The following is a 16812-nucleotide window of genomic DNA, read 5'->3' as shown; positions in this document are numbered from 1 at the left end:
CCGGAACTAATCGGGCATATGCTAATCAGAGGTTGCGGTAAGCGATATAATGATGTGGCGATAAGTAAAGTGCAGTAGCCAACAACCAGTGAGGAAATAGTAAGTATGGACAAGTGGCGATATCTGGCGATTGGCGTGTGTCTGGTGACGACTTCAGGAGTGGCATTCGCTGACTCCATTGATGCCCAACGGCAACGCTATCAGCAAGTTAAACTGGCCTGGGACAGCAATCAGATGGACACCGTGACACAACTGATGCCCACGTTGCGTGATTATCCCCTGTACCCATATCTGGAGTACCGCCAGTTAACGCAAGACCTGAGCCAGGTGAGCGCGGTGCAAGTGAACGATTTCCTTAGCCGTAATCCAACCTTGCCGCCAGCACGTTCACTGTCATCCCGTTTTGTTAATGAACTGGCTCGCCGGGAAGATTGGCGGGGATTATTGGCATTCAGCCCGACAGCACCGAAGCCGGTTGCAGCCCGTTGTAACTATTACTATGCCAAATGGGCCACTGGCGAACAGCAGGTGGCCTGGGATGGTGCGAGTGAAATTTGGCTGAACGGCCAGACACTCCCGGGCAGTTGCACTAAATTATTCAGTGTCTGGCAACAAGCCGGGCATCAAACCCCACTGGCAACACTGGCGCGGATGAAGTTAGCCTTGAAAGAGGGCAATGCCAGTTTAGTGAGTTATTTACTTAAACAACTGCCAGCGGATTATCAGACCATGGGTACTGCACTGGCGAAACTGCAAAGTGACCCGGCCAGTGTTGAAAGCTTCGCCCGTACGGTCGGACCGACAGATTTTACCCGTTCTGCCACTATCATTGCTTTTACCCGTTTGGCTCGTCAAGACGTGGAGAACGCGCGAGCGATGATCCCGACCTTGGCCCGGCTACAAAAAATGAGTGATAGCGAAAAGCTGGAGCTGGAAGAGGCGGTGGCCTGGCGTTTGATGGGGACCGATGCGACTTACGATCAGGCTAAATGGCGAGATCAAGTCACCTTGCGTAGCCATTCAACGTCATTGCTGGAGCGGCGTATTCGCATGTCTCTGGGCAGTGGCGATCGTCAGGGGTTAGCGACCTGGCTGGCACGCTTACCGGCCGATGCGCAAGATAAAGATGAATGGCGCTACTGGCGTGCATCGCTGTTATTGGAACAAGGTAAAAAAACCGAGGGTGAAGCTATCCTGCGCAGCCTGATGCAGGAACGTGGCTTTTACCCGATGGTTGCAGCTCAAAAGTTGGGCGTTCCTTACCCTATTAATGTTGAGGTAGCGACCAAACCGGATGCATCGTTAGCACAGCGGCCGGAAATTATCCGGGTGCGTGAATTGATGTACTGGAATATGGACAATCTGGCCCGTAACGAGTGGAGCTATCTGGTCGCCAGCCGCAGTAAGCCGGAGCAGGAAGCACTGGCGCGCTACGCTTTTAACCAGAAGTGGGCGGACTTAAGCGTACAGGCTACCATCGTTGCCAAATTGTGGGACCATCTGGAAGAGCGCTTCCCGCTGGCATGGCCAAAGGAGTTCCGTCAGGCGACAGAAGGCAAAGGGATAACCCCAAGTTATGCCATGGCTATTGCCCGTCAGGAAAGTGCCTGGAACCCGAAAGCACAGTCACCAGTAGGGGCGACGGGGTTAATGCAGGTGATGCCGCGTACCGCTGAACATACGGTAAAACTCAATAATATCAGTGGTTATGTCAATAGCAGCCAATTACTGGATCCGCTTACAAACATTGAGATCGGTACCAGCTATCTGGAAGAGGTTTACCAGCAGTTCGGGCGCAACCGTATCTTATCCAGTGCCGCCTATAACGCCGGCCCATCGCGGGTGAATACCTGGTTGGGTAACAGTGGCGGGCAAGTGGATGCAGTGGCATTCATCGAGAGTATTCCTTTCTCAGAAACCCGTGGCTATGTGAAAAATGTGTTGGCATACGATGCCTTTTATCGGCACTTTATGAATCGCCCAGCGAAGGTGTTGAGTGATGCCGAGTGGCAGCGGCGTTACTGATCCCCCTTTGTACTTGAAGCCGCAGGGGTGTTAGCTACGCGCACTTACCCGAATCACTTACTGGTGTAAGCTCATCGGGATGCGTTTGCTTGCTGCCTACCTGCGACGCCAATGGCGTTGAGGATATTCCTTTGTTCTGGGCGCTGCGGCGGTGTTAGCGGCGCTTACGACCTTGGCGTTGCAGGCTGTTTACTGGCAGCCCTACAACGCCAAGTTCTTTGGCTATATCTCACGTTATGGTATGCTCTCGTACTAGTTAAATAGTACCTTGGGTATCTATCATGACAAAACTACGATTGACCGATGATTTGTCGGCTGACGAAATAAACATGCCTAATATCCACAGCCCGGTTAATACTGCTTTCGCGCCAGATCCGGCGTTATCCCCTGCAGATAATCAGCACTGGCTGAGCTTTGTTGCGCTGTTGGAAAACGCGATTGCGCAAGACCTGCATTTGCCCTTGCTGCAATTGATGCTGACACCGGATGAGCGTACGGCTCTGGGCACCCGGGTACGTATCATTGAGGAGTTAATGCGCGGGGAATTAAGTCAGCGTGAATTGAAAACCCAGTTAGGTGCAGGTATCGCGACCATTACCCGTGGCTCTAACAGCTTGAAAACGGCCCCGCCACAGCTCAAAAGCTGGCTTGAGACCCAATTACTGACAAATGATGTAAAGCCTTCCTGAGTTTAGTATCACGGTGCCGGGCGTTGATATATTTCGTTGTGAAATGGTACCAGCGCTAACAGCAGTGCCTGGTGATAAACACTGGTGCGGGTCAATTTACCGTCGGTAAAGATACCGATGGCACCACCCTGATGTTTTACATTCGATATACCGGTTAAAACTGCCATTTCGTCGCCCAGCTCACGGCCTTGGCGAATCCCATGCAATATAATATCGGGCAGCATTAAGCTGGCAGAACGGGATTCTCCCCGTAACTGTAAGTGTTCAATTACCATCCAGGCAAAGGTCATATTATCTTCAATACCGGCTTCAACCCCAACCCAAAAATCAGCCTCAGGGCGAATCTTACGTGCGTTACTCACACGCTGTCTGGCGCCACTGTGTGTCTCAAGACTGCCGATGGGTTGCAGGGGAACACCGCTATCGACATTGACACCTTCAATACGATACTGGCCGGGGCCATAAACATCATCGAAGGCGAGGGTGATAGCCTTAATCTTTGCAGGGTTGGTAGTTGCGGCAACAACATGGTACATAATGAGTCTAGTATCCTATTCCCTTGGGACTTGAAGCAGCAGGGCTGTTAGCTGTCTATCTGCCACGCCAACGTCTTTGGGTTTATCTAAAGTAATGGTTTTTGTGCCTATTTTACGCAGTATAACGGAAAAACGACATGTTACAGGTATATCTCGTGCGTCATGGTGAAACCCTCTGGAACGCCTCACGCCGCATTCAGGGCCAATCAGACAGTCCTCTGACCGACATCGGTATCCGTCAGGCCAACTTGGTTGCGCAACGGGTTAGTAGCCAGGGCATCACCCATATTATTACCAGCGACCTTGGCCGCACACAGCAGACAGCTAAAATTATTGCTGATGCTTGCGGCCTAACCATGGTGACAGACTCACGCCTGCGTGAGCTGAATATGGGCGTGTTGGAGGCGCGCCCCATTGAAAGCTTATCGGTGGAAGAAGAGCAGTGGCGTAAGCAGATGGTTAATGGTACCGAGGGCGGGCGTATTCCTGAAGGTGAGTCGATGACTGAACTGGGTAGCCGTATGCATGCAGCGCTGGATAGCTGTCTGAAGTTACCTGCTGGCAGCAAGCCGCTGTTAGTTAGCCATGGTATGGCGCTGGGATGTTTGTTGAGTACATTACTGGGTCTGCCCGCGCATGCCGAACGGCGTCTACGTTTGCGCAACTGTTCGTTATCTCGGGTTGATTATCAAGAAAGCCCTTGGCTGGCCTCTGGCTGGGTCATTGAAAGTGCTGGCGATACCGCTCACTTGGATATGCCAGCACTTGATGAGCTACAGCGTTAACGACGGATAGGAATGAGATATTCACATTTCAACGAGGTTGGAGGCTGATCTTTCGGCCTCCCCTGCGGGAAGAAGCGCTCTATATCGTACCCTCGCCGGCGGGTTAGCCCTAATTGCGGCAGACTGGTGCCATAGAGTGTCAGAATGAAGTTTTGCAATCCCTCCAGCGGCCCCTCATAGCTGAACTGCACGTACTCGCCACCTTGCAAGATAACCGGTTGCCCTTCCGGCACATTGCCCGGAACATGTTGTGGCTCAATGGCGGTGGTATAGAAAATCTCCTGCTCATCATCTTTCTCCTGATTAGGGCGGGAGTGATGTAAACCATAGAGCACTGGCGGCAAGTGATCGGCATCACCGAGATATTGTTGCCAAAAATGCGAGCGTAGTTCAGTACGATAAGTTGATATCTGTTCAAGCGTACAAGAGTAGCTTTGTGTCAGACCAATCAGGTGCTGTTCAGGCAAAGTGATGAATTCAGGTTGAGGTAGCGTATATTCCCCCAGCCGAATCGGTGGGCAAATCCCAGCCGAGTGCCAATCTTCTGCCCGTCGGTACAGCGCCGGTGTTTGTGCAAACTGCTTTTTAAATGCCCGGGTAAAGGTTTGCTGCGAATCAAAGCGATATTGTAGGGCAATGTCCAGAATAGGACGGCTGGTTAATCGTAACGCTACAGCGGCTTTAGATAACCTTCTGGCACGGATATAGGCACCGATAGCATTCCCGGTGACATCCTTGAACATTCGCTGCAAATGCCATTTAGAATAGCCGGCTTTGGCAGCAACATTGTCCAGTGCTAAAGGCTGGTCTAAATGACTTTCTAGCCAGCTAAGCAAATCACGAATGATACTGGCTTGATCCATAGATCTTCCTCGTAAAGCGGCCTAAATTTAGGGTGTTAGTCATATGAAAAGAATAGCTCTGGCGAATAGTAGCAACTTTTTATGTTCCCGACTGCTTAAGAATTTTGTGGCATAGTGTGTTAAAAAAGAACCTAAGATTTATAAAATATCTTTTTAACGAATATTTTATTTTTAGTACAAATAGTTAACGCTGAGTAACGTTATTCAGCGGAATGGAGTAAGTGTATGAAAAAGAATTGGATATTCCTTGGTTGTCTGCTTTCATTTGGGGCCATAACTGCTCATGCAGAGGAAATTGGCTCCGTCGATACAGTCTTTAAACTGCTCGGGCCAGATCATAAAATAGTGGTTGAGGCCTTCGACGACCCCGATGTTAAAAATGTAACTTGTTATATCAGCCGCGCTAAAACCGGGGGCATCAAAGGTGGATTGGGGTTGGCAGAGGATACGTCTGATGCAGCAATTTCCTGTCAGCAAGTGGGGCCGATTGAGCTGAGTGACAAAATTAAGAATAAAAAATCTGAAGGTACAGTGGTTTTCCAGAAACGGACTTCTTTGGTGTTTAAAAAGTTACAGGTAGTGCGTTTCTATGATCAAAAGCGTAATGCCTTAATCTATCTGACCTATTCCGATCGCGTTGTCGACGGCTCGCCGAAAAATGCGATCAGCGCCGTTCCGATTATGCCGTGGTAAAAATTGGATAGATATAAAAAAGCCAGCATAGAATGCTGGCTTTTTACTGTGGATAGCAGCCAGAGGTTTACTCTTCCAGGTCACCACAGAAACGGTAACCTTCACCATGGATAGTGGCGATGATTTCTGGTGTGTCCGGCGTGGATTCAAAATGTTTACGAATGCGGCGGATAGTCACGTCAACAGTACGGTCATGAGGCTTCAGCTCACGGCCGGTCATTTTCTTCAACAATTCGCCACGAGATTGAATCTTGCCTGGGTTTTCACAGAAGTGCAGCATGGCGCGGAACTCACTACGTGGCAGCTTATAATGCTCGCCAGCAGGGCTTATCAGTGAGCGGCTATTGATATCCAGCTCCCAGCCATTAAATTTGTAACTTTCAACCAAGCGGCGCTCTTCACCCACGCTACCCAAATTCATGGTACGTGACAGTAAGTTACGTGCCCGAATGGTTAATTCGCGCGGATTGAAAGGTTTGGTGATGTAATCATCAGCGCCAATTTCCAAGCCAAGGATCTTATCTACTTCGTTATCACGACCTGTCAGGAACATTAGGGCAACACTTGCTTGTTCACGAAGTTCTCGTGCTAGCAACAGGCCATTCTTGCCCGGCAGATTGATGTCCATGATAACTAAGTTGATATCATTCTCAGACAGAATGTGGTGCATTTCTGCGCCATCATTGGCCTCATGAACTACATAGCCTTCCGCCTCGAAAATGCTCTTCAGGGTGTTACGAGTAACTATCTCGTCTTCTACGATCAGAATGTGCGGGGTCTGCATGTTTGCTACCTAAAATTGCCAACAAAATAGAAATAGGAAGTACAGAAGTCTTTGTTATATTAGGATTTTTATTGACTTGTTACTCGTCATCCCGTTCATCACATGACTAAAGTACGTAAACGCGTTCTTGATGCACTTTCCATCAAGGTCAACAACATCACTAGCTTGGTCGGGGTGTTACTCCCTACAGCCCCAAAGGTGACAAAAGCGGCGCATATCCTAACCCTATTAACAGCAATATAACAGTGTGAGCCGAATCTACCACCCAACAAAACTACGCTTTGTTGACATATATCAAATTCAATTGTAGCACGTTAACACTTTTGTGAAAAAGACTTACAAGAATACCAGCTTATGCGCGAGTTGGTTAAATTATGTGATCGATTCAGTGTTATTAATATTAAAAATTGAATGTCAAACGTAACAAAAAAATGATTTTTCTAATCTATTGATTTTTATTGTTTAAAATCAATATTCTTTCAGCATTACAGCCATCAAGGGATTTTTCTTGTCAGCGTCCTATTTCGCCTAAAAGCATAAGAAGAATTATCGTCAATGTTAGTTAAATGTAAAGTAATAGAGGAAACTTTTCATATTTGTTGTTTTTTAAGTCACTTATGCAAATCAATGATGATTAATTTGCCATTTTATGGCTTCAATTGGATTTTGCTATCGCGATCCTATCAATTGTTCGTTGGCGTGTTTTCTGTCATTTAGTCGAAAAAAATCTTACAGTGGATAGTAGTGATTAAAATTAATATTACAGATTTATTATCTGGTTTATCGCGGGATTTTTTATTTGTATCTGCTGATTACCCCTATTGAATTAGTTGATTCCCCATTGTGGGTGGGGGCGTTTCTTCAGGAAATTGGATGAAAAAATTTGACTTGAGGGGGCGATTGCTTTAACCAATAGAGGGACAGCTTCATTTATGAGACAGACAGACGACATGCGATATATCAGCCTGAACACAACAATTATTACCACCACCGAAACCACTGGTTACGGGGCGGGCTGACGCGTACAGGAAACAACAGAAAAAAGCCCGCACCTAGACAGTGCGGGCTTTTTTTTTCAATCAAATCTTTGCAAAAAAAGTTTGCGATAAAAAAGCGCGAAAGCGGGAGAGAATCAGAAATGCGAGTGTTGAAATTTGGCGGGACATCAGTAGCAAATGCAGAACGCTTTATGCGTGTTGCCGATATCATCGAAAGTAATGCACGTCAGGGACAAGTGGCTACCGTGTTATCCGCTCCCGCTAAAATTACCAATCATCTGGTTGCGATGATCGACAAAATGGTCGCAGGGCAAGATATCTCGCCGAATATCAGCGATGCGGAGCGGATTTTTTCCGAGCTGTTGCGTGGGTTGGCCGACACTCAACCCGGGTTTGACTATGAACGCTTGAAAGCGCTGGTGGCGCATGAGTTTGCGCAACTCAAACATGTCCTGCATGGTATCTCATTGCTTGGCCAGTGCCCGGATAGCATCAATGCGTCAATCATTTGCCGTGGCGAAAAACTCTCCATTGCCATCATGGAGGCGCTATTTCAGGCCAAAGGTTATCCAGTTACTGTGATTAATCCGGTCGAGAAGTTGCTGGCTCAAGGCCATTACCTCGAATCCACTGTTGATATCACGGAATCTACCCGCCGTATCGGGTCCAGCAGCATTCCGGCCAACCACATCATCTTGATGGCAGGTTTCACGGCCGGTAACGACAAAGGTGAGTTAGTGGTGCTGGGGCGTAATGGCTCCGACTATTCAGCCGCGGTGCTGGCTGCTTGTTTACGCGCTGATTGTTGTGAGATCTGGACGGATGTTGATGGGGTTTATACCTGTGACCCGCGTACTGTACCCGATGCCCGTTTACTGAAATCGATGTCATACCAAGAGGCGATGGAGCTGTCCTATTTTGGCGCTTCAGTTCTTCACCCCCGCACTATCGCCCCCATTGCCCAGTTCCAGATCCCTTGCCTGATTAAAAACACCTCTAATCCACAGGCACCTGGCACCCTAATTGGCGGGGAAAGCAGTGATGATGGCTTCCCAGTTAAAGGTATCACCAACCTGAATAACATGGCGATGATTAACGTCTCAGGTCCGGGGATGAAAGGCATGGTCGGTATGGCTGCCCGTGTCTTTGCGGTGATGTCACGCAGTGGCATTTCAGTGGTACTTATCACCCAGTCTTCTTCTGAATACAGCATTAGCTTCTGTGTGCCGCAGGGGGAGCTAGAGCGTGCCCGTAGAGCATTGGAAGACGAGTTCTATCTGGAATTGAAAGATGGCCTCTTGGAACCTCTGGATGTGATGGAGCATCTGGCGATTATCTCCGTGGTGGGTGATGGTATGCGCACATTGCGTGGCATCTCCGCTCGCTTCTTCTCGGCGTTGGCGCGTGCCAATATTAATATCATTGCGATTGCGCAAGGCTCGTCTGAGCGCTCTATTTCGGTGGTGGTGAGTAATGATGCGGTTACCACCGGTGTGCGTGTCTGCCATCAAATGCTGTTTAACACTGACCAGGTGATTGAAGTGTTTGTAATAGGTGTTGGCGGTGTCGGTGGGGCATTAATCGAACAAATCTATCGCCAGCAGCCGTGGTTGAAACAGCGCCATATCGATCTGCGGGTGTGTGGTATTGCTAATTCCAAAGCCATGCTGACCAATGTCCATGGCATTGCGTTGGATAACTGGCGTCAGGAACTGGCTGAGGTGAAGGAGCCATTTAACTTAAGCCGCTTGATTCGGTTGGTAAAAGAGTATCACTTGCTCAACCCGGTGATTGTCGATTGTACTTCCAGTCAGGCTGTTGCCGATCAATATGCTGATTTCCTGGCCGATGGTTTCCATGTTGTGACGCCAAACAAGAAAGCCAACACCTCGTCGATGAATTACTACCGTCAGATGCGTGCGGCGGCGGCGAAATCTTGTCGCAAATTCCTGTATGACACTAACGTGGGTGCGGGTTTACCGGTAATCGAAAACTTACAGAATCTGCTCAATGCTGGTGACGAACTGATGCGTTTTTCTGGCATTCTGTCAGGGTCGCTGTCGTTTATCTTCGGCAAGCTGGATGAAGGCATGACATTGTCACAGGCAACCTTGCAAGCCAGGGAGATGGGATACACTGAACCTGACCCACGCGATGACCTCTCTGGCATGGATGTTGCGCGTAAATTGTTGATCTTGGCCCGTGAAGCAGGTTACAAACTTGAGTTGACGGATATTGAAGTTGAATCTGTTCTGCCAGCCAGTTTTGATGCTTCTGGTGATGTAGATAGCTTCCTGGCGCGTTTACCGTCACTGGATGCCGAGTTTACCCGTTTGGTGGCAGATGCGGCGGAGCAGGGCAAAGTGCTGCGTTATGTTGGGGTTATCGAAGAAGGGCGTTGTATCGTCAGAATGGATGCTGTTGACGGTAACGACCCGCTGTATAAAGTTAAAAATGGTGAGAATGCGTTGGCTTTCTATACCCACTATTATCAGCCTATTCCGTTGGTGCTGCGCGGATACGGTGCGGGTAATGACGTGACTGCTGCCGGGGTATTCGCCGATCTTTTACGCACATTATCCTGGAAGTTGGGAGTTTAAATATGGTTAAGATCTATGCTCCGGCATCGATTGGCAATGTCAGCGTTGGATTTGATGTGTTGGGTGCGGCGGTTTCGCCGCTAGATGGCACCTTACTCGGCGATTGTGTCAGCGTGACGGCGGCAGACCGTTTCAGTCTGCGCAATGAAGGCCGCTTTGTCAGCAAACTGCCTGATGACCCGAAAGAGAATATTGTTTATCAATGCTGGGAGCGTTTTTGTCAGGAAATGGGCAAACAGATCCCGGTGGCTATGGTGCTGGAAAAGAATATGCCGATTGGTTCTGGGCTAGGCTCCAGTGCTTGTTCGGTGGTTGCCGGGTTAATGGCGATGAACGAGTTCTGTGGCAATCCATTGGATAAAGTCACGTTACTCGGCCTGATGGGGGAGTTGGAAGGGCGTGTTTCCGGCAGTGTGCATTATGATAATGTTGCACCTTGCTATCTGGGTGGGATGCAGTTGATCCTCGAACAGGAAGGTTACATCAGCCAGAATGTTCCCGGCTTTGATGATTGGCTGTGGGTCATGGCGTATCCGGGTATTAAGGTCTCGACCGCTGAAGCGCGCGCCATTTTACCGGCGCAATATCGCCGTCAGGATTGTATCGCTCATGGTCGTAATTTGGCTGGATTCATTCACGCTTGTCACACTCAGCAACCTGATTTGGCCGCTAAGATGATGAAAGATGTTATCGCCGAACCTTACCGCACCCAACTGTTGCCGGGCTTTGCTGCCGCCCGCCAAGCCGCCCATGATATTGGTGCATTGGCTTGTGGTATTTCCGGCTCTGGCCCGACGCTATTTGCTGTCTGCAATGATCATGAAACCGCACAACGCATGGCGGGATGGCTACAAAATCATTACCTGCAAAACGACGAAGGTTTTGTTCATATTTGCCGTCTGGATACCGCAGGCGCACGACTACTGGGATAACGCATGAAACTGTATAACCTTAAAGATCACAACGAGCAGGTCAGCTTCGCGCAAGCGATCAAACAAGGCCTGGGTAAGCATCAGGGGTTGTTCTTCCCACTGGAATTGCCAGAATTTGAACTGACAGAAATTGATAAACTGCTGGATCTGGATTTTGTTACCCGCAGTAGCCGTATTCTGTCTGCTTTTATTGGCAGTGAGATTGCCCCTGAAACCTTAACCAAACGCGTTCAGGCCGCATTTGAATTCCCAGCACCCGTGGCTCAGGTTGAGAATGATATCGCCGCACTGGAGCTGTTCCACGGCCCGACACTCGCGTTTAAAGATTTCGGCGCGCGTTTTATGGCGCAAATGTTGGCTGAAGTGGCGGGTGACCAGCCGGTGACAATCTTAACGGCGACTTCCGGTGACACTGGGGCGGCGGTAGCACATGCATTCTATGGCCTGAAAAACGTGCGGGTGGTTATTCTCTACCCACGTGGCAAAATCAGCCCATTGCAGGAAAAACTGTTCTGTACATTAGGTGGCAATATCCACACCGTGGCAATTGAGGGCGATTTTGATGCCTGCCAGGCCTTGGTGAAACAGGCCTTTGATGATGAAGAGCTGAAGCAGGAACTGAGCCTTAACTCCGCCAACTCGATCAACATCAGCCGCTTATTGGCACAAATCTGCTATTACTTTGAAGCGGTAGCCCAGTTGCCACAAGAAGCACGTAATCAACTGGTTATCTCGGTACCCAGTGGTAACTTTGGTGATTTGACCGCCGGGCTGTTAGCGAAGTCATTAGGTTTGCCAGTTAAGCGCTTTATTGCTGCCACCAACGCCAACGACACAGTGCCGCGCTTCTTGGTTAACGGCCAGTGGCAGCCAAAACCTACTGTTGCGACACTCTCGAATGCAATGGATGTCAGCCAGCCGAACAACTGGCCACGTGTTGAAGAGTTATATCGCCGTAAAATCTGGCAGTTGAAGGATTTAGGCCACGGTGCGGTGAGTGATGAAGTGACCAAAGAGACCATGCGTGAGCTGGCGGAGCTGGGTTATATCTCTGAACCTCATGCGGCGATTGCGTATCGTGTTTTGCGTGATCAGTTGCAGGACGGCGAGTTTGGGTTGTTCATCGGTACCGCTCATCCGGCGAAATTCAAAGAGAGCGTGGAAGAGATCCTCGGCCAGGAACTTCCGTTGCCGAAACCACTGGCTGTTCGGGCGCAACTGCCTTTGTTATCCCATGATTTACCAGCCGATTTTGCGCAATTGCGGGCTTTCTTGATGGCTTTGCCAAAATAATTACCCGTCTTACTTGGTGTTGCAGCGTTGTTAGCCGCTCTCACTCACCCGAATCACTTACTTGAGTAAGTGATTCGGGATGTGCCCGTTTGCTGCCTAGCTGCAACACCAATTACTTAGGGTAATGCTTTTTCTACTTGACGTTGTTAAAACTGCTCAGCGCGCTTAAACACCAGTTCATTTTTTGCCGACAGCCCGGCATCAAACTCATAGCCTTCCAGATTGAAATCAACCAGTTGTTCTGGTTTGGTTAACTTATTCTGGATGATAAAGCGGCTCATCAGGCCACGGGCTTTCTTGGCATAGAAACTGATGATTTTGTATTTACCGTTTTTCTCATCTAAAAATACCGGTTTAATCAGTGAACCTGCCAGGCTGGCCGGTTTAACAGCTTTAAAATATTCATCAGAAGCCAGATTAATCAGCACATTATCACCTTGCTGCGTCAATGCCTGATTCAGTTTTTCAGTTATCTGGTCACCCCAGAACGAATAGAGATCTTTGCCGTGGGGATTAGCCAACTTAATCCCCATCTCCAGGCGGTAAGGTTGCATTAAATCCAGCGGGCGTAACAGGCCGTACAAGCCAGAAAGCATACGCAAATGCTTTTGCGCAAAATCAAAATCGGCGGCGCTGAAATTCTGTGCTTGCATGCCGGTATAGACATCACCTTTAAAAGCCAAAATCGCCTGACGTGCATTGTCTGGGGTAAAATCAGGCTGCCAGTCGCTAAAGCGGGCAGCATTTAAACCGGCCAGCTTGTCGCTAATCCCCATCAGACTGCTGATTTGGGCTGGCGTCAGCTCACGACAAATCTCAATAAGCGCTTGTGACTTATCCAACATTTCAGGCTGAGTAAACTTCTTGGTCGCTAATGGACTTTGATAATCAAGGGTTTTAGCCGGAGAGATAATAATAAGCATAACGATATCCTGTTAATCCAGATGAGACACTGTAGCAAAAAGCGCACGTCAGCAAAAAAAAGATTGGGCGATTGCTAAGATAGGTATCCCCATCGGACATGACGTTGTAGGGTTGTCAGCGATGATAGAGCTTGGCTAAATCGTCTCAGCACGATAAGAATGGACGAAATTGCTATTAACCAACCGGTTTCTGGCTGTTTTGCACGGCGAAAACGGTTGCTAAGCAAAAAGCGTGTCTTTGCGCTTTTTTTAATCAGTTTAACTGCCTTGCACCAAGGCTTACGCATGTTATTATCAAGACAAGGCAGTGCGTCCAGATAGCCACTATTGCGAAATGGCTAACATTTCGAAAGAGCAGAAAGCAGCTTGAGAAAACAGATTCTTGAGAACATGCGTTCTTTAGGAAATGAACAGTTTTGACATGCCAAAAGTTCATGCACAAACGACGAGAAACGACAACATGACCGATAAACTTACTTCCCTACGTCAAATTACCACAGTAGTAGCAGATACCGGGGATATCGCGGCAATGAAGCTGTACCAGCCGCAAGATGCAACCACTAACCCATCACTTATCCTGAATGCGGCTCAAATTCCTGAATATCGCAAACTGATCGATGAAGCCATTGCTTGGGCACGCGAGCAAAGCAGTGACCATGCTCAGCAGATTGTTGATGCCACTGACAAATTGGCTGTGAATATCGGTTTGGAAATTCTGAAACTGATCCCAGGGCGCATTTCTACCGAAGTTGATGCTCGTCTTTCCTATGACACCGTTGCCAGCGTGGCAAAAGCCAAGCGCCTGATTAAACTGTATAACGAAGCTGGCATCAGCAATGATCGTATTCTGATCAAACTGGCCTCGACCTGGCAGGGTATCCGTGCTGCGGAACAACTGGAAAAAGAAGGCATTAACTGTAACCTGACTCTGCTGTTCTCCTTCGCTCAGGCGCGTGCTTGTGCTGAAGCGGGTGTGTTCCTGATTTCACCGTTTGTTGGCCGTATTCTTGACTGGTACAAAGCCAATGGCGACAAAAAAGAGTTCGCGCCACACGAAGATCCAGGTGTCGTTTCAGTAACCGAGATTTATCAGTATTACAAAAAACACGGTTATAGCACTGTGGTGATGGGCGCAAGCTTCCGTAATCTGGGCGAAATCATTGAGCTGGCGGGTTGTGATCGCCTGACTATCGCACCTTCTCTGCTGAAAGAACTGGCAGAAAGCGAAGGCCCGATCGAGCGTAAACTCGCTTATACCGGTGACGTTCAGGCGAAGCCTGCACCACTGACTGAAGCTGAGTTCTACTGGCAGCATAATCAGGATCCAATGGCTATCGATAAACTGGCTGACGGTATCCGTAAGTTTGCTATCGACCAAGGCAAGCTTGAGAAAATGATCTCTGATCTGCTGTAATTCGAGTTGTGTGTCAGATAAAAGGTGGCGTAAGCCGCCTTTTTTATTGCCCGTTAACCAGACAGGTTTGCGCGCCTACCCCCACGCTAATTACGTTGGATATGCTATTATTCGCCCTGGATAACAGGCATTTCGTCGAGGTAGTCGCATGAATACATTACGTATAGGTTTAGTCTCCGTCTCTGATCGGGCGTCGAGTGGGGTATATCAAGATAAAGGCATTCCGGCGCTGGAAGAGTGGCTGGCAAGTGCGTTAACCACCCCTTTTGAAATAGAAACTCGCCTTATCCCCGATGAGCAAACTCTGATTGAGCAGACATTGTGTGAGTTAGTCGATGAAATGGGCTGCCACTTGGTGCTGACCACTGGCGGTACCGGCCCGGCAAGACGTGATGTTACCCCTGATGCCACGCTGGCAATCGCGGATCGGCAGATGCCTGGTTTTGGCGAACAAATGCGCCAAATTAGCTTACATTTTGTTCCCACTGCTATTTTATCCCGTCAGGTAGGGGTTATCCGTAAGCAAGCATTGATTATCAACTTACCGGGGCAACCTAAATCTATCAAAGAAACCCTTGAAGGGGTTAAAGATGCTGAATCGAAAGTGGTCGTCCCCGGTATCTTTGCCAGTGTGCCTTATTGCATTCAACTACTGGACGGGCCTTATATAGAGACCAATGCTGAAGTGGTAGCGGCTTTTCGCCCGAAGAATGCCATTATCGATATAAAAAACTAAATTAAAATTTTTTACAACATAAGGCACCATTCTAACCGTGTGGGGAATTTTGTACGGTATAGTCCTATTAACTTTACAAAAAGCTGAAAATATTTTTCTTCCCCAACTCTGGTTTATTACGGTGTCATATGTCTCAAGAACACAATTCATCTCAAGTCGACTTATCGCAACCTCATGTTGCTCAAGAGCATAATCCTAACCGTCGATTGAATAAGCAAGATTATAAAACGCTCACTCTGGCTGCATTAGGGGGCGCTTTGGAATTTTATGACTTCATTATTTTCGTCTTCTTTGCTGCGGTTATCGGCGATCTTTTCTTCCCGGTAGATATGCCTGAGTGGCTGCGCCAGGTGCAGACATTCGGTATTTTTGCGGCCGGTTATCTGGCCCGCCCACTGGGCGGTATCATCATGGCGCATTTTGGCGACCTGGTTGGCCGTAAGAAAATGTTTACTCTCAGTATTCTGTTAATGGCTTTACCTACACTGGCGATCGGTATGTTGCCGACTTATGCTTCGATTGGTATCGCGGCCCCATTACTGCTGCTCTTGATGCGTGTGTTACAAGGTGCGGCAATTGGCGGTGAAGTCCCCGGAGCATGGGTTTTCGTGGCTGAACATGTACCGCGTCGGCGCATTGGGATTGCCTGCGGTACGTTAACGGCGGGCCTGACTGCGGGGATCTTGCTGGGGTCGCTGGTGGCTACTGCTATGAATACCGCCTTAAGTCATCAAGCCATCTTAGACGGTGGCTGGCGCGTGCCATTCTTCCTGGGGGGGATTTTTGGTCTGTTCGCGATGTATCTGCGCCGTTGGTTGCAAGAAACACCTATTTTTAAAGAGATGCAGGCACGTAAAACTTTAGCTGATGAGTTGCCACTGAAATCTGTCGTGGTTAACCATAAGAAAGAAGTGTTTGTTTCCATGCTGTTGACCTGGTTGCTCTCTGCCGGGATCGTGGTGGTTATCCTGATGACCCCGACGTATTTACAAAAGCAGTTCGGTGTACTGCCCGCGCTGGCATTGCAGGCCAATAGTTTGGCGATTGTCGCACTGGTGTGTGGCTGCGTGATTGCCGGGCTGGTCATTGACCGCTTTGGTGCCAGTAAAACCTTTATCGTTGGCAGCCTGATGTTGGCGGCATCGACATGGTCGTTCTACCACACTAATTTAACTGATCCAACTCAACTCATTACGCATTATATGATGGCTGGATTTTGTGTCGGCATTGTCGGTGCGGTACCTTATGTGATGGTCCGTGCATTCCCAGCAGAGGTCCGTTTTACCGGGATATCCTTCTCTTACAATGTGGCCTATGCCATTTTTGGTGGTCTGACACCGATTGTGGTGACCCTATTAATGAAAATGACACCGATGGCCCCGGCCTATTACATGCTGTTGTTATCGCTGGTAGGATTGTTGCTGGGGATTTATCTGCGTAATGATATTAATAGCGATGTGAAAGTGCATCTGCCAAAGAAGGTTTTGGTTGAGTAAGAGAGCGGGTAAATAGATCTCATCTTCAAAAATAGCCCATACAAT

The 16812-nt window shown here is 48.6% G+C and carries 15 protein-coding genes and 1 other annotated feature; of the genes, 11 read left to right on the top strand and 4 right to left on the bottom strand.

What is annotated here, in order from left to right; genetic code table 11:
• Positions 1 to 105: 105 nt before the first annotated feature.
• A complete protein-coding gene (gene sltY, locus V1953_RS17990; RefSeq protein WP_083160651.1) occupies positions 106 to 2025 on the top strand; it encodes a murein transglycosylase in 1920 nt (639 codons plus the stop codon).
• A gap of 281 nt (positions 2026 to 2306) precedes the next feature.
• Entirely contained in the window at positions 2307 to 2714 is a 408-nt protein-coding gene (gene trpR, locus V1953_RS17985) for a trp operon repressor (protein WP_193784730.1), read from the top strand.
• A gap of 8 nt (positions 2715 to 2722) precedes the next feature.
• On the opposite strand, the gene yjjX is transcribed toward trpR, so the two are convergent.
• The gene (gene yjjX / locus V1953_RS17980) at positions 2723 to 3250 is read right to left on the bottom strand and encodes an inosine/xanthosine triphosphatase (RefSeq protein WP_083160649.1); all 528 of its coding nucleotides are present in this window, start codon (positions 3248 to 3250) and stop codon (positions 2723 to 2725) included.
• 137 nt (positions 3251 to 3387) lie between these two features.
• Between yjjX and gpmB the strand changes: the two genes are divergently transcribed.
• Complete coding sequence (gpmB, locus tag V1953_RS17975) at positions 3388 to 4035, top strand: 2,3-diphosphoglycerate-dependent phosphoglycerate mutase GpmB (RefSeq protein WP_372557963.1); 648 nt, start codon at positions 3388 to 3390, stop codon at positions 4033 to 4035.
• Here the strand turns inward: gpmB and robA are convergent.
• Entirely contained in the window at positions 4032 to 4898 is an 867-nt protein-coding gene (robA, locus tag V1953_RS17970) for an MDR efflux pump AcrAB transcriptional activator RobA (protein WP_083160645.1), read from the bottom strand. The genes gpmB and robA overlap by 4 nt on opposite strands.
• 225 nt (positions 4899 to 5123) lie before the next feature.
• Here robA and creA point away from each other — a divergent pair, with 225 nt between their 5' ends.
• On the top strand, positions 5124 to 5591 hold the full coding sequence (gene creA / locus V1953_RS17965) for a protein CreA (protein ID WP_083160643.1): 468 nt from the start codon (positions 5124 to 5126) through the stop codon (positions 5589 to 5591).
• 67 nt (positions 5592 to 5658) lie between these two features.
• Here creA and arcA read toward each other — a convergent pair whose 3' ends face one another.
• A complete protein-coding gene (gene arcA / locus V1953_RS17960) occupies positions 5659 to 6375 on the bottom strand; it encodes a two-component system response regulator ArcA (RefSeq protein ID WP_004706052.1) in 717 nt (238 codons plus the stop codon).
• A gap of 932 nt (positions 6376 to 7307) precedes the next feature.
• Between arcA and thrL the strand changes: the two genes are divergently transcribed.
• The 4 genes from thrL to thrC all read left to right on the top strand — a co-directional run bounded on the left by thrL (position 7308) and on the right by thrC (position 12198).
• Complete coding sequence (gene thrL / locus V1953_RS17955) at positions 7308 to 7394, top strand: thr operon leader peptide (protein ID WP_071598596.1); 87 nt, start codon at positions 7308 to 7310, stop codon at positions 7392 to 7394.
• Positions 7333 to 7451 (top strand) — a sequence feature (Thr leader region). It overlaps the preceding gene by 62 nt.
• Before the next feature lie 62 nt (positions 7452 to 7513).
• Positions 7514 to 9973 (top strand): bifunctional aspartate kinase/homoserine dehydrogenase I, encoded by a 2460-nt coding sequence (gene thrA, locus V1953_RS17950; protein WP_083160639.1) that lies wholly within the window; start codon positions 7514 to 7516, stop codon positions 9971 to 9973.
• 2 nt (positions 9974 to 9975) lie between these two features.
• A complete protein-coding gene (gene thrB, locus V1953_RS17945) occupies positions 9976 to 10905 on the top strand; it encodes a homoserine kinase (RefSeq protein ID WP_083160637.1) in 930 nt (309 codons plus the stop codon).
• Positions 10906 to 10908: 3 nt separating this feature from the next.
• Positions 10909 to 12198 (top strand): threonine synthase, encoded by a 1290-nt coding sequence (gene thrC, locus V1953_RS17940; protein WP_083160635.1) that lies wholly within the window; start codon positions 10909 to 10911, stop codon positions 12196 to 12198.
• A 146-nt stretch (positions 12199 to 12344) separates the two neighbouring features.
• On the opposite strand, the gene yaaA is transcribed toward thrC, so the two are convergent.
• Positions 12345 to 13121, bottom strand: coding sequence for a peroxide stress protein YaaA (yaaA, locus tag V1953_RS17935; RefSeq protein ID WP_420073659.1), 777 nt, complete (start codon positions 13119 to 13121; stop codon positions 12345 to 12347).
• A 460-nt stretch (positions 13122 to 13581) separates the two neighbouring features.
• On the opposite strand from yaaA, the gene tal reads away from it, so the two are divergent.
• The 3 genes from tal to V1953_RS17920 all read left to right on the top strand — a co-directional run bounded on the left by tal (position 13582) and on the right by V1953_RS17920 (position 16767).
• Positions 13582 to 14535 carry a transaldolase gene (gene tal / locus V1953_RS17930; protein WP_083160631.1) on the top strand — a complete coding sequence of 318 codons (954 nt, stop codon included), beginning with the start codon at positions 13582 to 13584 and terminating at the stop codon, positions 14533 to 14535.
• A gap of 148 nt (positions 14536 to 14683) precedes the next feature.
• Positions 14684 to 15271 carry a molybdopterin adenylyltransferase gene (gene mog / locus V1953_RS17925; protein ID WP_083160629.1) on the top strand — a complete coding sequence of 196 codons (588 nt, stop codon included), beginning with the start codon at positions 14684 to 14686 and terminating at the stop codon, positions 15269 to 15271.
• Positions 15272 to 15399: 128 nt separating this feature from the next.
• Entirely contained in the window at positions 15400 to 16767 is a 1368-nt protein-coding gene (locus V1953_RS17920; protein WP_083160627.1) for an MFS transporter, read from the top strand.
• The last annotated feature ends 45 nt before the right edge of the window (positions 16768 to 16812 follow it).

Source organism: Yersinia sp. 2541 StPb PI, from assembly GCF_052217145.1.
Lineage (GTDB): Bacteria > Pseudomonadota > Gammaproteobacteria > Enterobacterales > Enterobacteriaceae > Yersinia > Yersinia enterocolitica_E.
Note: the sequence above shows the minus strand (reverse complement) of the source record. Positions and strands in the feature narration are given on the sequence as shown.

What these genes read in the sequence shown, in the direction of transcription:
- sltY (WP_083160651.1), top strand. Translation starts at nt 106, where the DNA reads ATGGACAAGTGGCGATATCTGGCGATTGGCGTGTGTCTGGTGACGACT.
- trpR (WP_193784730.1), top strand. Translation starts at nt 2,307, where the DNA reads ATGACAAAACTACGATTGACCGATGATTTGTCGGCTGACGAAATAAAC.
- yjjX (WP_083160649.1), bottom strand. Translation starts at nt 3,250, where the DNA reads ATGTACCATGTTGTTGCCGCAACTACCAACCCTGCAAAGATTAAGGCT.
- gpmB (WP_372557963.1), top strand. Translation starts at nt 3,388, where the DNA reads ATGTTACAGGTATATCTCGTGCGTCATGGTGAAACCCTCTGGAACGCC.
- robA (WP_083160645.1), bottom strand. Translation starts at nt 4,898, where the DNA reads ATGGATCAAGCCAGTATCATTCGTGATTTGCTTAGCTGGCTAGAAAGT.
- creA (WP_083160643.1), top strand. Translation starts at nt 5,124, where the DNA reads ATGAAAAAGAATTGGATATTCCTTGGTTGTCTGCTTTCATTTGGGGCC.
- arcA (WP_004706052.1), bottom strand. Translation starts at nt 6,375, where the DNA reads ATGCAGACCCCGCACATTCTGATCGTAGAAGACGAGATAGTTACTCGT.
- thrL (WP_071598596.1), top strand. Translation starts at nt 7,308, where the DNA reads ATGAGACAGACAGACGACATGCGATATATCAGCCTGAACACAACAATT.
- thrA (WP_083160639.1), top strand. Translation starts at nt 7,514, where the DNA reads ATGCGAGTGTTGAAATTTGGCGGGACATCAGTAGCAAATGCAGAACGC.
- thrB (WP_083160637.1), top strand. Translation starts at nt 9,976, where the DNA reads ATGGTTAAGATCTATGCTCCGGCATCGATTGGCAATGTCAGCGTTGGA.
- thrC (WP_083160635.1), top strand. Translation starts at nt 10,909, where the DNA reads ATGAAACTGTATAACCTTAAAGATCACAACGAGCAGGTCAGCTTCGCG.
- yaaA (WP_420073659.1), bottom strand. Translation starts at nt 13,121, where the DNA reads ATGCTTATTATTATCTCTCCGGCTAAAACCCTTGATTATCAAAGTCCA.
- tal (WP_083160631.1), top strand. Translation starts at nt 13,582, where the DNA reads ATGACCGATAAACTTACTTCCCTACGTCAAATTACCACAGTAGTAGCA.
- mog (WP_083160629.1), top strand. Translation starts at nt 14,684, where the DNA reads ATGAATACATTACGTATAGGTTTAGTCTCCGTCTCTGATCGGGCGTCG.
- V1953_RS17920 (WP_083160627.1), top strand. Translation starts at nt 15,400, where the DNA reads ATGTCTCAAGAACACAATTCATCTCAAGTCGACTTATCGCAACCTCAT.